Source organism: Phyllobacterium sp. 1468 (genome assembly GCF_031455525.1).
Classification (GTDB): domain Bacteria; phylum Pseudomonadota; class Alphaproteobacteria; order Rhizobiales; family Rhizobiaceae; genus Phyllobacterium.
In genome coordinates this window covers 196,597-208,720 of record NZ_JAVDSX010000001.1, presented here as the reverse complement: position 1 = coordinate 208,720, position 12,124 = coordinate 196,597, and the positions used below count along the sequence as shown (strand labels likewise).

At 57.2% G+C, this 12,124-nt stretch carries 15 protein-coding genes and 1 pseudogene; 10 read left to right on the top strand and 6 right to left on the bottom strand.

The window, feature by feature from the left end:
* The first annotated feature begins 12 nt into the window (after positions 1-12).
* Together phoB and J2X72_RS01065 are read left to right on the top strand one after the other, a co-directional pair.
* A complete protein-coding gene (gene phoB / locus J2X72_RS01070; RefSeq protein WP_162701772.1) occupies positions 13-699 on the top strand; it encodes a phosphate regulon transcriptional regulator PhoB in 687 nt (228 codons plus the stop codon).
* Between the two features lie 134 nt (positions 700-833).
* Complete coding sequence (locus tag J2X72_RS01065) at positions 834-1,325, top strand: ferritin-like domain-containing protein (protein WP_209999221.1); 492 nt, start codon at positions 834-836, stop codon at positions 1,323-1,325.
* An 85-nt stretch (positions 1,326-1,410) separates the two neighbouring features.
* Here the strand turns inward: J2X72_RS01065 and J2X72_RS01060 are convergent, their stop codons facing one another.
* Together J2X72_RS01060 and J2X72_RS01055 are read right to left on the bottom strand one after the other, a co-directional pair.
* The gene (locus J2X72_RS01060; protein WP_209999224.1) at positions 1,411-1,821 is read right to left on the bottom strand and encodes a gamma-glutamylcyclotransferase family protein; all 411 of its coding nucleotides are present in this window, start codon (positions 1,819-1,821) and stop codon (positions 1,411-1,413) included.
* Entirely contained in the window at positions 1,818-2,171 is a 354-nt protein-coding gene (locus J2X72_RS01055) for a hypothetical protein (RefSeq protein WP_310067508.1), read from the bottom strand. The genes J2X72_RS01060 and J2X72_RS01055 overlap by 4 nt, the downstream gene beginning before the upstream one ends.
* A gap of 121 nt (positions 2,172-2,292) precedes the next feature.
* On the opposite strand from J2X72_RS01055, the gene J2X72_RS01050 reads away from it, so the two are divergent.
* Entirely contained in the window at positions 2,293-3,282 is a 990-nt protein-coding gene (locus J2X72_RS01050; protein WP_310067506.1) for an SDR family oxidoreductase, read from the top strand.
* 408 nt (positions 3,283-3,690) lie between these two features.
* On the opposite strand, the gene J2X72_RS01045 is transcribed toward J2X72_RS01050, so the two are convergent.
* Positions 3,691-3,975, bottom strand: coding sequence for a DUF3175 domain-containing protein (locus J2X72_RS01045; protein WP_310067503.1), 285 nt, complete (start codon positions 3,973-3,975; stop codon positions 3,691-3,693).
* A gap of 21 nt (positions 3,976-3,996) precedes the next feature.
* A complete protein-coding gene (locus J2X72_RS01040) occupies positions 3,997-4,332 on the bottom strand; it encodes a DUF427 domain-containing protein (RefSeq protein WP_209999231.1) in 336 nt (111 codons plus the stop codon).
* Between the two features lie 168 nt (positions 4,333-4,500).
* On the opposite strand from J2X72_RS01040, the gene J2X72_RS01035 reads away from it, so the two are divergent.
* Positions 4,501-4,815 (top strand): hypothetical protein, encoded by a 315-nt coding sequence (locus J2X72_RS01035; RefSeq protein WP_209999232.1) that lies wholly within the window; start codon positions 4,501-4,503, stop codon positions 4,813-4,815.
* Between the two features lie 83 nt (positions 4,816-4,898).
* Here J2X72_RS01035 and J2X72_RS01030 read toward each other — a convergent pair whose 3' ends face one another.
* Positions 4,899-5,051 (bottom strand): hypothetical protein, encoded by a 153-nt coding sequence (locus J2X72_RS01030; protein ID WP_209999234.1) that lies wholly within the window; start codon positions 5,049-5,051, stop codon positions 4,899-4,901.
* A gap of 52 nt (positions 5,052-5,103) precedes the next feature.
* Positions 5,104-6,439: pseudogene (locus J2X72_RS01025) on the bottom strand (PQQ-dependent sugar dehydrogenase).
* Positions 6,440-6,662: 223 nt separating this feature from the next.
* On the opposite strand from J2X72_RS01025, the gene J2X72_RS01020 reads away from it, so the two are divergent.
* From J2X72_RS01020 to kdpC, 6 genes are all read left to right on the top strand, one after another.
* Positions 6,663-6,860 (top strand): hypothetical protein, encoded by a 198-nt coding sequence (locus J2X72_RS01020; protein WP_310067498.1) that lies wholly within the window; start codon positions 6,663-6,665, stop codon positions 6,858-6,860.
* 456 nt (positions 6,861-7,316) lie between these two features.
* Positions 7,317-7,406 carry a K(+)-transporting ATPase subunit F gene (locus J2X72_RS01015; protein ID WP_209999238.1) on the top strand — a complete coding sequence of 30 codons (90 nt, stop codon included), beginning with the start codon at positions 7,317-7,319 and terminating at the stop codon, positions 7,404-7,406.
* Between the two features lie 53 nt (positions 7,407-7,459).
* A complete protein-coding gene (gene kdpA, locus J2X72_RS01010) occupies positions 7,460-9,163 on the top strand; it encodes a potassium-transporting ATPase subunit KdpA (protein WP_310067494.1) in 1,704 nt (567 codons plus the stop codon).
* 11 nt (positions 9,164-9,174) lie between these two features.
* Positions 9,175-9,348, top strand: coding sequence for a hypothetical protein (locus J2X72_RS01005; RefSeq protein WP_310067492.1), 174 nt, complete (start codon positions 9,175-9,177; stop codon positions 9,346-9,348).
* A complete protein-coding gene (gene kdpB / locus J2X72_RS01000) occupies positions 9,345-11,438 on the top strand; it encodes a potassium-transporting ATPase subunit KdpB (protein WP_310067490.1) in 2,094 nt (697 codons plus the stop codon). Before J2X72_RS01005 ends, kdpB begins: the two co-directional genes overlap by 4 nt.
* Positions 11,439-11,450: 12 nt before the next feature.
* On the top strand, positions 11,451-12,020 hold the full coding sequence (gene kdpC, locus J2X72_RS00995) for a potassium-transporting ATPase subunit KdpC (RefSeq protein ID WP_310067488.1): 570 nt from the start codon (positions 11,451-11,453) through the stop codon (positions 12,018-12,020).
* The last annotated feature ends 104 nt before the right edge of the window (positions 12,021-12,124 follow it).

The following is a 12,124-nucleotide window of genomic DNA, read 5'->3' as shown; positions in this document are numbered from 1 at the left end:
TGAAGGTAGAAAATGGCTATAGCTCCCAAAATCACCGTTGTGGAAGACGAGGAAGCCTTGAGCGTTCTCCTCAGGTACAATCTTGAAGCTGAAGGCTATGCAGTCGAGACGATCGCACGCGGAGATGAAGCGGAGATAGCCCTGCGGGAGAAAGTGCCGGATCTGCTGATCCTCGACTGGATGCTGCCTGGCCTTTCCGGCATCGAACTCTGCCGGCGGTTGAGAGCCAGGCGCGAGACGGAAATCCTGCCGATCATCATGCTGACGGCGCGCGGCGAGGAAAGCGAGCGGGTGCGCGGCCTTGCGACCGGCGCGGACGATTACATGGTCAAGCCGTTCTCGACGCCGGAGCTGCTTGCACGCATCAAATCCATGCTGCGCCGGGTCAACCCGAGCCTTCTGTCGCATGTGCTGAGCTTCGGCGATCTCAAGCTCGACCGTGAGCAACATCGCGTCTACCGCAAGGAACGCGAACTCAAACTCGGTCCGACGGAATTCCGGCTCCTGGAATTCCTGATGCAATCTCCGGGCCGTGTGTTCTCGCGTGGTCAGCTGCTCGACAATGTCTGGGGCGCCGACATCTATGTGGACGACCGCACCGTCGACGTTCATGTCGGACGTCTCCGCAAGGCCATCAACATTGGCCGCTCCATCGATCCCATCCGCACGGTGCGGGGCGCGGGATATTCATTCGGTTAATATTGGAGGCGACGGGATTACCTTTCCGGCCCGAACAAGGAACCATTGTCCAGCACCCTCGTTACACCCGCGGTCGACTTGCGCAGCCAGATTGCGTTTAACCACGAAACCGCCAAACGAATGGGAGTCTTACAATGGTCGAGAAGACACTGGACAAACTCTTTCATGAAACCCTGAAGGACATCTACTACGCCGAGCGCAAAATCTTAAAGGCGCTGCCGAAAATGGCCAAGGGCGCGGCGTCCCCGCAACTGAAGGCTGCTTTCGAGAAGCATCGGGCCGAGACAGAGGTTCATGTCGAGCGTCTGCAACAGGTTTTCGAAATTTTCGGCAAACGCGCACAGGGCAAGACCTGCGATGCGATAGAAGGCATTATCGCCGAAGGCGAGGAAATTCTGGATGAATTCAAGGATGAGCCCGCTCTGGATGCCGGACTGGCATCCGCAGCGCAAGCCGTTGAACATTATGAGATCGCGCGATACGGAACCTTGGCGCGCTGGGCCGGGGATTTGAATATGCCCGATGCGAAGAAACTGCTGGGAGCAACCCTGCAGGAGGAAATTGCCACCGACGCCGCGCTGTCGAAACTGGCGGAAGGCTCACTCAACCGGGCAGCAGCTGCCTGACTGTCTGCCAACGCCCCGTCCCAAAAGAAAATGATCCAGAACGCCCGTCATCCAGGCAGGAAAGGCTCCAGGGGCGGGCGTTCCTCTATTTCTGCCGTTCCCATGGAGGGATGAACCTTCCATCCAGATATTCGTCCAGGTAGCCCGAATGAACCGGGATGGCGAGATCCGGCGATTTGAGGAATGCAAACGCCCAGCCTGCGAGGTTGCCGTCCTCATCGCAGATCTTGATCGACTTGCGAAAATTACCTGGCAAGCCAACGGATTCGAGTGCGTCCAGCAGAGGCAATCGGCTCTCGGCAATGTCGTAGAGTTCGCCTTTTACGCGAAAACCGGTGCCAGGCAAATCCAGCATCATCGGCGTGAACCAGGATCCGGCAATGAGCATGGGAAACCGCTCGACTGTGCGGCAGTTTCCCACAAACACGGCATCATTCAGGCCGTGGGCGTGCAGCGGGAAACCTTTCTTCAAGGTGCCGAAGGCGAATATTCTCATCGGAAGTCTGCGACGAACTTGCCAAATCCAGTCAGGCCGTGAGCCGAACGGATTTTGAGAACCTGTATGCGGGTAGGCAGCTCGATCAGGAACTCTCCATCCCGGGCAAGATGATGGATGCTGTTGGGGTCGCCTCCGGTGAAGTGCGCCATCGACTCCACGTCCTCCCAATAAGAGATCGTCATGAATTCCGTCTCGTCCTCCCGGTCCTCCCGCAGGGTCTGCACCCCGAGCGCCTTTTCGATCAGCGGCTTGATGCCAGCTTCGTAATTGTACACCTCGTATTCATCAGCGTGTTCCGGCCGGGTTCGGCCACGCCAAATGCGGGCAATCGTCGGTTGTTTGGCCATCTGTCGTCCCTCGGTTGTGCCGTTGGTCGAAAACGTCAGATCAAAGCAGATAGTTCCTCATTACGACAGGAACAATTCGGATGCCTGGGGGTTAAGATCACATGCGGCGAAGGAGATTCAGATGACACAGGCAAACCTTTCACGGCATGAAGCGGCAGGGGACAAGACTGCGAAACGGCACCGTGAAATTCAAGCAAAGATTGATAAGATCGATAAACACAAGGGCAGTTCTGCGAAAAAGAATGCGCCACAAACCGGTGCCCGTGCCTATCCCGTTCCGCCATTTCCCAAGCAGCATCTAAAGAAACCCGGTCTCGAGGCCGAGCTTACGCCGGCACCGATGTACGATGCCCCCTATTACGAGGGTTCGAAAAAACTTGATGGAAAAGTCGCATTGATCACGGGTGGCGATTCCGGCATAGGACGGGCGGTTGCGGTTCTTTATGCGCGTGAAGGGGCCAGCGTGGTTATCGTGCATCTCGACGAAGAGCGTGATGCGGACAAAACAAAGAAACTGGTCGAGAAGGAAGGAAGACCTTGTCTCGTCATCGCGGGGGACGTCCGCAAGCGAGACTTTTGCCACGACGCGGTCGAACAGACGATCAAAGCCTTCGGTAAGATCGATATCCTGGTCAACAATGCAGCATTCCAGCTGCACACGGACGATTTCGAGGACTTGGACGAACAGCACTTTGATGAAACGATCAAGACCAATCTCTACGGCTATTTCTTTCTTGCCCAAGCAGCTGCGCGCAAGATGAAACCCGGATCGGCGATCGTCAATACGGGCTCGGTCACGGGGCTGGTGGGCAGCAAGAACCTCATCGACTATTCGATGACCAAGGGTGGCATTCACGCGTTCACCCGGGCTTTGTCCGGAAACCTGCTCCCCCGCGGTATCCGCGTCAACGCCGTTGCGCCGGGTCCCGTCTGGACGCCGCTCAATCCGGCCGACAAGGAGGCAGGGGACGTCTCGAAGTTCGGCTCAGACACACCGATGAAACGACCCGCCCAGCCTGAGGAGCTGGCACCAGCCTATGTCTTCCTGGCGTCGTCCCATTGCTCAAGCTACATCACTGGCGAGATTCTGCCCGTGGTCGGTGGGTATTGAGGAGGCGATATGAGTTTGCGACCTAGCCGACGGGTTTCAGCGGCTTGGGAGCGTTTTCGTTGGCCACACCGTGCAGAATCTGGGCAGGTTCGTCGAGCCGGGTAATCATGCCTTTTTCCATACGGAATACCCCGTGTCGCCCGCCTTGACGGGCAAAATCGGTCTTCAGGTCGCCCCATGAGCCAAGAAAATTGCCGCATGAACTACAGTGTATCGGCGAGTTTGAATCTACGTCTGCCGGTATGTCGAGATAGATTGTCCCACAGTTTGCGCATTCCAATTTGTGGTCCAGTCTCTGGCCCATCCGAGTACCCTCTGCAATAGTCAAACAGAACAGTACGCCGTTTGCGTGCAAGCGCAATTGTATGTCCGCCGGCAGACATAAAGCAATAAGTCTCCGGGCGGCCTTCAGGTGCGGCCGAACTCCTTCCTTAATTCGTCCTTTGCCCGCTCCAATACATTCTTTTGTTTGTCGGGCAAATTGTGGCCCGCGCGGTTGATATAGAACGTCAGCATCGACATGGCAGACCGGTAAGGGCTTGATTTGCGTCGTTCGGACTGCTCTGCAGACCGCTTCAGCGAGACAGCGATCTTGTGCGGGTCATCCTGTTCGAAAATATGGGCTTCAAGGTCGAGTGCGTCACTATTCTCGGTGACATCCTGTGACCATTTCTCTTTTGGCTTGCCGGCCATCTTGAAACCTCCAATGATCGTTCACTCGAACGTTACCTTCTTTGGGTCGAATGCAGCATGATCCCGGATCGCAGCGACGTCCGGTATGGGGTCTTCATAAGCCCACATCGCATCGTTGGCCGACTCGCCCTGACCCGTGATCCGCCAGTAGGAGGCGGCGCCCTTCCAAGGGCATGTCGTGCTGGTTTCGGTTTTTTCGAGATGGGCGAAATAAATATCGTCGAAAGGAATATAGAGGACTGGATCGTGTCCGGGTTCCAATAATTCCAATGCCCGCTCCGTCGAAGCGACTACGACACTATGAAATCGTACGGTCACGGGGCGAGTATATGGTGTGATAGTGATGCCGCTATCCATGGCCTATTCCTTTTTCGCAATTGACTGACCGGAGCTTCGTTGAGTTTTAAGCCACAAGGAAGCAAAATGTTCCGCGCCTATGAAAAAGTGAACAAACCGTGCCGACTCTATTCTTCACAGGAACCCCGGCACTTTTGACGCGTTAGAAACGCAAAGGAGAATTACCCCATGACGGAGACCAGATTGCTTACGGACCATCAGGAGATACGGGACTGGGCTGCGGCGCGATCCGGCATACCTGCCATTCGCGATGCGGAAGAGCTGATCGGGAGCGATGAGCCTGTAATCTCCATCCGTTTTGGTCAACATGCCTATGAGGATGATGATCACGAGGGCGCGGATCGTCCCGAAGATTTTGGCAGGCCGCGTCTGGTCGAATGGGATGAGTGGTTCGCGGTGTTCGATCAGGAGGGTCTTGGTCTCGTGGTTGCGCAGGACGTGCCAGGCCAACGCGACGAGTTTCACGAACTCATTCGCAGATAGTCTCCGGATGGATCGTGGCATGTTTGTGGAGGGCGAGCGCGTCACCCCAAATCCCTTGAGGGAACATAGATTCGAGGCGGCTGTTACTGCTCTTCGCGATAGATGCGATCGGTGGCCCGATCACGAGCTTCCCGTTCATAACGGCTCAGCCGGCGCTGCCTCATTCCCAGTGCCAGCAACAGCCCCAATATGAAGGGCCCACCGATCAGTATAAGAAGCCATGAATACTCAGCCATGATTCCACTCCCGTTTCGGCTCTAACCGACGGAGGCGCAATAGGTTCCGAATTCACGGTGCGGAGGGTGTCACCCGCCATATGGTGTTGCCAACATCGTCCGCAACCAGAAGAGCGCCGGCCTTGTCGACGGCGACGCCTACCGGACGACCAAGAGCCTTATCGCCATCGACGAAGCCCGTCAGTATATCTTGCGGAGGTCCATTCGGCTTGCCATTGCTGAAAGGAACGAAGATCACCTTGTAACCGCTGCGCGGCTTGCGGTTCCAGGAGCCGTGCTGTCCTACAAACGCGCCGTTTTTGTATTCAGGGCCAAAGAGCGAGCCGGTATAAAAGGTCAAACCCAGCGACGCGGTATGCGGACCGAGTGCATAGTCCGGCTTGATCGCCGAGGCGACAAGCTCCGGGTTCTGCGGACTGACCCGCACATCGACATTCTGGCCATAATAGCTGTATGGCCAGCCATAAAACCCGCCATCCTTAACCGATGTCATATAGTCCGGAACAAGATCGCTGCCGATCTCGTCGCGCTCATTGACCGCGACCCAGAGGGGCGCCACTTTCGGGATTCCAGGATAGCCCGTTCGGGTTTCGCAGACCCCAGGCAAACAGCCTGGTTTTTTTCGTGTTCAGGTTGATCTCGAGGACGGCAGCCCGGTTGGCTTCCGCGTCGATGCCGTTCTCGCCGACATTGCTGTTCGATCCGACCGTCGCATAGAGTTTTGTCCCGTCGGGGCTGGCGATCACATCTTTCGTCCAGTGGTGATTGATCGGGCCGCCTGGCAGGTTGGCGATCTTTTCCGGTGCTGCCGAAATCTTCGTTTTGCCATCATCATAGGGGTAGGCGACGATCGCATCGGTATTGGCGACGTAGAGTTTGCCCCCTGAAAGGGTCATTCCAAAGGGCGAATTCAGGTTCTCAAGAAAGGTTTCCTTTACCTCGGCCACACCGTCATTGTCGGCGTCGCGCAGCAGCGTGATGCGGTTCGGGCTTTTTACCCCCGCACCAGCCCTGCCCATGATCAGGCCTTCGACCCAACTGCGGATGCTGAAGGACTGGTTCTGCCGCGCGGGGGCATTGGTTTCGGCCACAAGAACATCGCCGTTGGGAAGGACATGCAGCCAGCGCGGATGGTCAAGATCCTTGGCGAAGACGCTGACTTTCATCCCTGCCGCAACTGTCGGCGTCTTGCCTTCCGGCCAGGAGGAAGCCTCGGCGATGTTGACCGTGGTGATAGGTTTGGGATTGGGTGGAGGCAGGGTGGGATCGGGGCCGTACCCCTGTTCAACGGGAATTGTCGCGGACTCCCGCGAATAGAAGTAGACGCCGGCCGCTGCGAGCAATGCGAGCACCAGCAATGCCGCGATAATGAGAAACGCCGTCTTCATGGCTGACCCTTGAATGGAGAACCTGGAGTTGTGCAACGCACGAAAATAAACAAAGTTGCTGCGGGCGATGCGGCAAACTTGCGCGTTGGTATCGTCGCGCTTTCATTATGCCGCTTTTATATATTTGACCTTGCGGTCCAATCGAAAAAATATTTGTCCCCTTCTATCCTCACGCTGTGGGTTTGTCGACCATCGAACCACGCAAACACGAAGGATGAAAACGATGCTTCCGCGTTCAGGGATCTACTATGCAGCCCAGCACCATGCACGGCGGGTCACATTGCCCCCGCATAAAATCAACGATTCTGCAGTCATCGCCGCAGGCTACCGGGAGGAACTCGGTGTGTTCCTGCGCCTGTGGCTTGTGATCCTCGCGGGCGTCGCCGTCATCCTCTTGAGTAGCTGGCTGGTGACGGTCTGATGCGCGAAATGGCGCGAAACGCGGCTTCAGACCGGTCTGAAGCCGAGGTTAAAGAACATAGCGGTCCGACGGAAGATATAAGATCCATCAGATCGCTCATTCCGCTTGCGCTGGGGATGCTTGTGTTTATGGCAGCTCTTGCCTCTCTGATGAAACTCTTGCCCTGATCAGCACGGACCCCTCGATTAAGGCCTTGGTAGATTTCAAATCCTTATAGTTTTTTTATTTCTTCTCCCCGCGTCCCGTCTCGAACTTTTATGACGTTCCGAGCCATATTCCGCGGCGATCAGCGAGCTTGGCAGTGTTGCCACTGCCCCATCTGATTGGACCATTTATGCAATCAATAAGGAGTTCTATCGATGGACATTGTTGTTCTCGCGATAGGTATTTTGTTCGTCGTCCTCTCGCTGGCTTACACCAAAGCCTGCGATAATCTGTGACTGGAAGGAACGGCACATGAGTATCGACTACATTCTCGGCGGTGCAGTGACTTTGTTCCTCCTCGCCTACCTCACCTATGCCCTCGTTCGTCCGGAGCGCTTCTAAGAGACCGCAAACGTCTCCAGCGCATTACCGGTCAAGGCCCGGAAAGCTACACCATGACTCTCAACGGTTGGATACAGATCCTCGTCTACTGCGGGATCATCATTTTGCTCGTGAAACCGCTCGGCGGCTACATGACGCGCGTCTTCAACGGCGATCGCACGCTGCTTTCGCCTGTCCTCGTTCCGGTGGAGCGAGGCCTCTACCGGATCGCTGGAACCAGCGAACGAGAAGAGCAGCATTGGACGACGTATACAGCGTCGCTGCTGTTTTTCAGTCTGACCGGCTTTATCGTTCTCTATTTCCTGCAGCGGTTCCAGGGAGCACTTCCTTATAACCCTGCTGCCATGGGCGCAACGGAACCCTGGCTCGCGTTCAATACGGCCGTCAGCTTCGTGAGCAATACGAACTGGCAGAATTACGGCGGTGAAAGCACGATGTCCTATCTCGTGCAGATGGCCGGTTTCACGGTGCAGAACTTCGTTTCGGCAGCGGCCGGTATTGCCATAGCGATCGCACTGATCCGTGGTTTCACCAGGGCTTCCGGCCGGACAATCGGCAATTTCTGGGTCGATCTGACCAGATGTACGCTGTATATACTCCTGCCGATCTGCATCGTGCTGACGTTGGTCTATGTCTATCTCGGCGTTCCGCAAACGCTCGGGACCTATGTCGATGCGACGACGCTGGAAGGCGCCAAGCAGACGATCGCCGTCGGCCCGGTTGCCTCGCAGCTCGCGATCAAGATGCTTGGAACCAATGGCGGTGGCTTCTTCAACGTCAATTCGGCGCATCCATTCGAAAATCCGGATGCCATCTCGAACCTAATCCAGATGGTTACCATCTTTGCGATCGGCGCGGCATTGACCAATGTGTTCGGCCGCATGGCTGGTAACCAACGCCAGGGCTGGGCGATTTTTGCTGCCATGGGCGTCATGTTCCTGGCGGGTGTAATCGTCTGCTACTGGGGTGAGGCTGCCGGCAACCCCCTGGTCCACGCTCTCGGGATCGACGGCGGCAACATGGAAGGCAAGGAGGCACGTTTCGGCATCGTCTTGTCCGCTTTGTTTGCGGTTATCACAACGGCGGCGTCCTGCGGTGCGGTCAATGCGATGCATGACAGCTTCATGGCGATCAGCGGCATGATTCCCCTTATCAACATGATGCTGGGAGAGGTGATTGTAGGCGGCGTCGGTGCCGGTCTCTATGGCATCCTGCTTTACGTCATCATTGCAGTCTTCGTGGCTGGCCTGATGGTTGGCCGTACCCCGGAATATCTTGGCAAGAAGATCGAGGCCAAGGAGGTCAAGATGGCGATGCTTGCTGTTCTGGTTCTGCCTTTGGCAATGCTCGGCTTTACGGCGATAGCCACGGTCCTGCCGTCCGCAGTCGCTTCCATAGCGAACACCGGTCCGCATGGCTTCTCGGAGATCCTGTACGCCTATACCTCGGCAGCGGCGAACAACGGTTCGGCCTTCGGCGGTCTGACGGGCAATACGGCCTGGTACAACATTACGCTCGGTATCGGGATGTGGATGGGCCGGTTCTTCGTCATCATTCCAGCGCTGGCGATCGCCGGTTCGCTGGTTGCCAAGAAGACCGTCCCGGAATCCGCAGGCACCTTTCCGACCCACGGCGGCCTGTTCGTTGGTCTGCTCGTCGGTGTCATCCTGATCGTCGGCGGTCTCACCTTCTTCCCGGCGCTGGCCGTCGGACCGATCGTGGAGCACCTGGCGATCGGCCTTGGCCAGACATTCTGAGGAGTCACGTCATGCGTCACAGTTACCTGCAATTCAATCTCAAGCCTCGCGCCGGAAATTTGGCGCGGGGAGCAGACAAGCGTGTGCGCGCTTCCGACATCATTCTCGGCATGACGCTGATTATGCTGTTCGTCTGGCTCGCTGCATACGGGTTTATTCACCTTCACAACTGGAGTCTCAAATGAGCCAGTCCAAATCAGCGAGTCTTATGGACTCATCCATCTTGATACCAGCTATCGGGGGCGCTTTCAGAAAGCTCAACCCGCGCAGCCTCATCCGAAACCCTGTGATGTTCGTCGTCGCGGTGGTTTCAGCCCTGACGACCGTGCTTTTCCTCAAAGACATTGCATCTGGCGGACAGAGCCTCGGTTTTTCCTTCCAGATCATCATCTGGTTGTGGTTTACCGTGCTCTTTGCCAACTTCGCCGAAGCGGTGGCCGAGGGACGCGGCAAGGCGCAGGCAGATTCGTTGCGCAAGGCCCGGACTGAAACCCAGGCGAAGCTTCTTGCCGGCGATGATCGCACCAGTTTCAAACTGGTGCCTGGTGCGAGCCTCAAGGTCGGCGACATCGTCCTCGTCGATGCCGGTGATATCATCCCGTCAGACGGCGAGGTTATCGAAGGTATCGCCTCGGTCAATGAATCGGCCATCACCGGCGAATCCGCTCCTGTCATTCGCGAGTCCGGTGGTGACCGTTCCGCCGTGACCGGTGGTACGCAGGTTCTGTCCGACTGGCTGCGCGTTCGCATTACCGCGGCCGCCGGTTCGACCTTCATCGACCGGATGATTGCGCTCGTGGAAGGTGCCGAGCGCCAGAAAACGCCCAACGAGATCGCGCTCAACATCCTTCTTGCAGGCATGACGCTTATCTTCGTTCTTGCTACGGCGACAATTCCGAGCTTTGCCTCCTATGCGGGCGGCGCAATCCCGGTCGTCGTGCTTGTTGCCCTGTTCGTGACTCTGATCCCCACCACGATCGGCGCATTGCTGTCGGCGATCGGTATCGCGGGCATGGACCGGCTCATCCAGTTCAATGTGCTGGCAATGTCCGGGCGTGCCGTCGAAGCAGCGGGCGACGTGGATACACTGCTTCTCGACAAGACAGGCACGATCACCTTCGGCAATCGTCAGGCGACGGAGTTCTTGCCCGTCAAGGGCGTATCGGAACAGGAGCTTGCCGATGCCGCGCAGCTTGCTTCGCTGGCGGATGAAACCCCGGAAGGCCGCTCGATCGTCGTCCTGGCCAAGGAAAAATACGGCATACGGGCCCGGGACATGCAGACACTGCATGCGACCTTTGTGCCCTTCACCGCACAGAGCCGCATGAGCGGTGTCGATATCGACGGATCATCGATCCGCAAGGGCGCGGTCGACGCTGTTCTCGCCCATGCCAATCAGTTGTCGCTTGCGACGCCCGGAGCTGGTGGAACGATTGTTGCGACACGCGCCACCGCCGAGACCATTCGCGACCTGCAGGCTATCGCCGACCAGATCGCCAAAGGCGGCGGCACGCCGCTCGCGGTTGTCCGCGATGGCAAGCTGCTTGGCATCATATACCTGAAGGATATCGTCAAGGGTGGCATTCGCGAACGTTTCGCCGAGCTGCGCCGCATGGGCATCCGCACGGTGATGATCACCGGCGACAATCCACTGACCGCTGCCGCCATTGCAGCAGAAGCCGGCGTTGACGATTTCCTGGCCCAGGCGACGCCCGAGAACAAGCTCACGCTGATCCGCGACGAGCAGTCGAAGGGCAAGCTTGTCGCCATGTGCGGTGACGGTACCAATGATGCGCCGGCCCTTGCTCAGGCAGATGTCGGCGTCGCCATGAACACCGGTACTGTTGCAGCCCGCGAAGCCGGCAACATGGTCGATCTCGACAGCGATCCTACCAAGCTGATCGAGATCGTCGGTATCGGCAAGCAGTTGCTGATGACCCGCGGTGCGTTGACGACCTTCTCGATTGCCAATGATATCGCCAAGTACTTCGCCATTATCCCGGCAATGTTCCTGGCGTTCTATCCGCAGCTTGGCGCGCTCAATATCATGGGACTGCAGACACCCCAGAGCGCCATCCTGTCTGCGATCATCTTCAACGCGCTCATTATCGTCGCACTGATCCCGCTGTCGCTCAAAGGCGTCAAATACCGGGCTGTCGGTGCCGGCGCGCTGCTGAGCCGCAACCTTCTCATCTATGGCCTCGGCGGCGTCATTGTTCCCTTCGTCGGCATCAAAGCGATCGACGTCGTCATCACAAGCCTCGGCTTGGCTTAAAGGATTATTCCAATGTTAAAACAACTCAAACCCGCGATTGTCATGATCATCGCCCTCACGGTCATAACCGGCCTTATCTATCCTTTGGGCATGACCGGCATCGCTCAGGTCCTGTTTCCTCGGCAGGCCAATGGCAGCCTCATCGAGAAGAACGGTACCGTTATCGGTTCCGAACTGATCGGTCAGGCCTTCGCCGCCGACAAGTATTTCCATGGCAGGCCATCTGCTGCGGGTGACGGGTATAACGCCGCAGCCTCCAGCGGTTCAAATCTCGGACCGACAAATCCGAAGCTGATCGAACGTATCAAGACGGATCTGTCCGCCTTGCAGACAACCAACCCGAATACTCCGGTTCCGATGGACCTCGTCACCACCTCAGGTAGCGGTCTGGATCCGCACGTCTCGCCGGAAGGCGCCTATTTCCAGGTGCCACGCGTCGCCAAGGCGCGCGGTATCGATGAAACCCGCATCCGTCAGCTGGTCGATCAGAACGTCCAGGGCCGCGAGCTCGGCTTCATGGGAGAGCCCGTGGTGAATGTGCTGGCGCTGAACCAGGCACTTGATGGCCTGACGGCACAGTAGGTCGTAAACGTATAAATCTGGTAGAAATGGCGCCTGAAACGACAAGAAGATGCGAGGAGAAGCGTGAAGGACGGGGTCTTTCCCCGGCCGAGCGGTTCGACACT

What these genes read in the sequence shown, in the direction of transcription:
- J2X72_RS01060 (WP_209999224.1), bottom strand. Translation starts at nt 1,821, where the DNA reads ATGAGAATATTCGCCTTCGGCACCTTGAAGAAAGGTTTCCCGCTGCAC.
- J2X72_RS01045 (WP_310067503.1), bottom strand. Translation starts at nt 3,975, where the DNA reads ATGGCCGGCAAGCCAAAAGAGAAATGGTCACAGGATGTCACCGAGAAT.
- kdpC (WP_310067488.1), top strand. Translation starts at nt 11,451, where the DNA reads ATGTTAAAACAACTCAAACCCGCGATTGTCATGATCATCGCCCTCACG.
- kdpA (WP_310067494.1), top strand. Translation starts at nt 7,460, where the DNA reads ATGACTCTCAACGGTTGGATACAGATCCTCGTCTACTGCGGGATCATC.
- J2X72_RS01040 (WP_209999231.1), bottom strand. Translation starts at nt 4,332, where the DNA reads ATGGATAGCGGCATCACTATCACACCATATACTCGCCCCGTGACCGTA.
- J2X72_RS01015 (WP_209999238.1), top strand. Translation starts at nt 7,317, where the DNA reads ATGAGTATCGACTACATTCTCGGCGGTGCAGTGACTTTGTTCCTCCTC.
- J2X72_RS01005 (WP_310067492.1), top strand. Translation starts at nt 9,175, where the DNA reads ATGCGTCACAGTTACCTGCAATTCAATCTCAAGCCTCGCGCCGGAAAT.
- J2X72_RS01020 (WP_310067498.1), top strand. Translation starts at nt 6,663, where the DNA reads ATGCTTCCGCGTTCAGGGATCTACTATGCAGCCCAGCACCATGCACGG.
- J2X72_RS01055 (WP_310067508.1), bottom strand. Translation starts at nt 2,171, where the DNA reads ATGGCCAAACAACCGACGATTGCCCGCATTTGGCGTGGCCGAACCCGG.
- J2X72_RS01030 (WP_209999234.1), bottom strand. Translation starts at nt 5,051, where the DNA reads ATGGCTGAGTATTCATGGCTTCTTATACTGATCGGTGGGCCCTTCATA.
- J2X72_RS01050 (WP_310067506.1), top strand. Translation starts at nt 2,293, where the DNA reads ATGACACAGGCAAACCTTTCACGGCATGAAGCGGCAGGGGACAAGACT.
- phoB (WP_162701772.1), top strand. Translation starts at nt 13, where the DNA reads ATGGCTATAGCTCCCAAAATCACCGTTGTGGAAGACGAGGAAGCCTTG.
- J2X72_RS01065 (WP_209999221.1), top strand. Translation starts at nt 834, where the DNA reads ATGGTCGAGAAGACACTGGACAAACTCTTTCATGAAACCCTGAAGGAC.
- J2X72_RS01035 (WP_209999232.1), top strand. Translation starts at nt 4,501, where the DNA reads ATGACGGAGACCAGATTGCTTACGGACCATCAGGAGATACGGGACTGG.
- kdpB (WP_310067490.1), top strand. Translation starts at nt 9,345, where the DNA reads ATGAGCCAGTCCAAATCAGCGAGTCTTATGGACTCATCCATCTTGATA.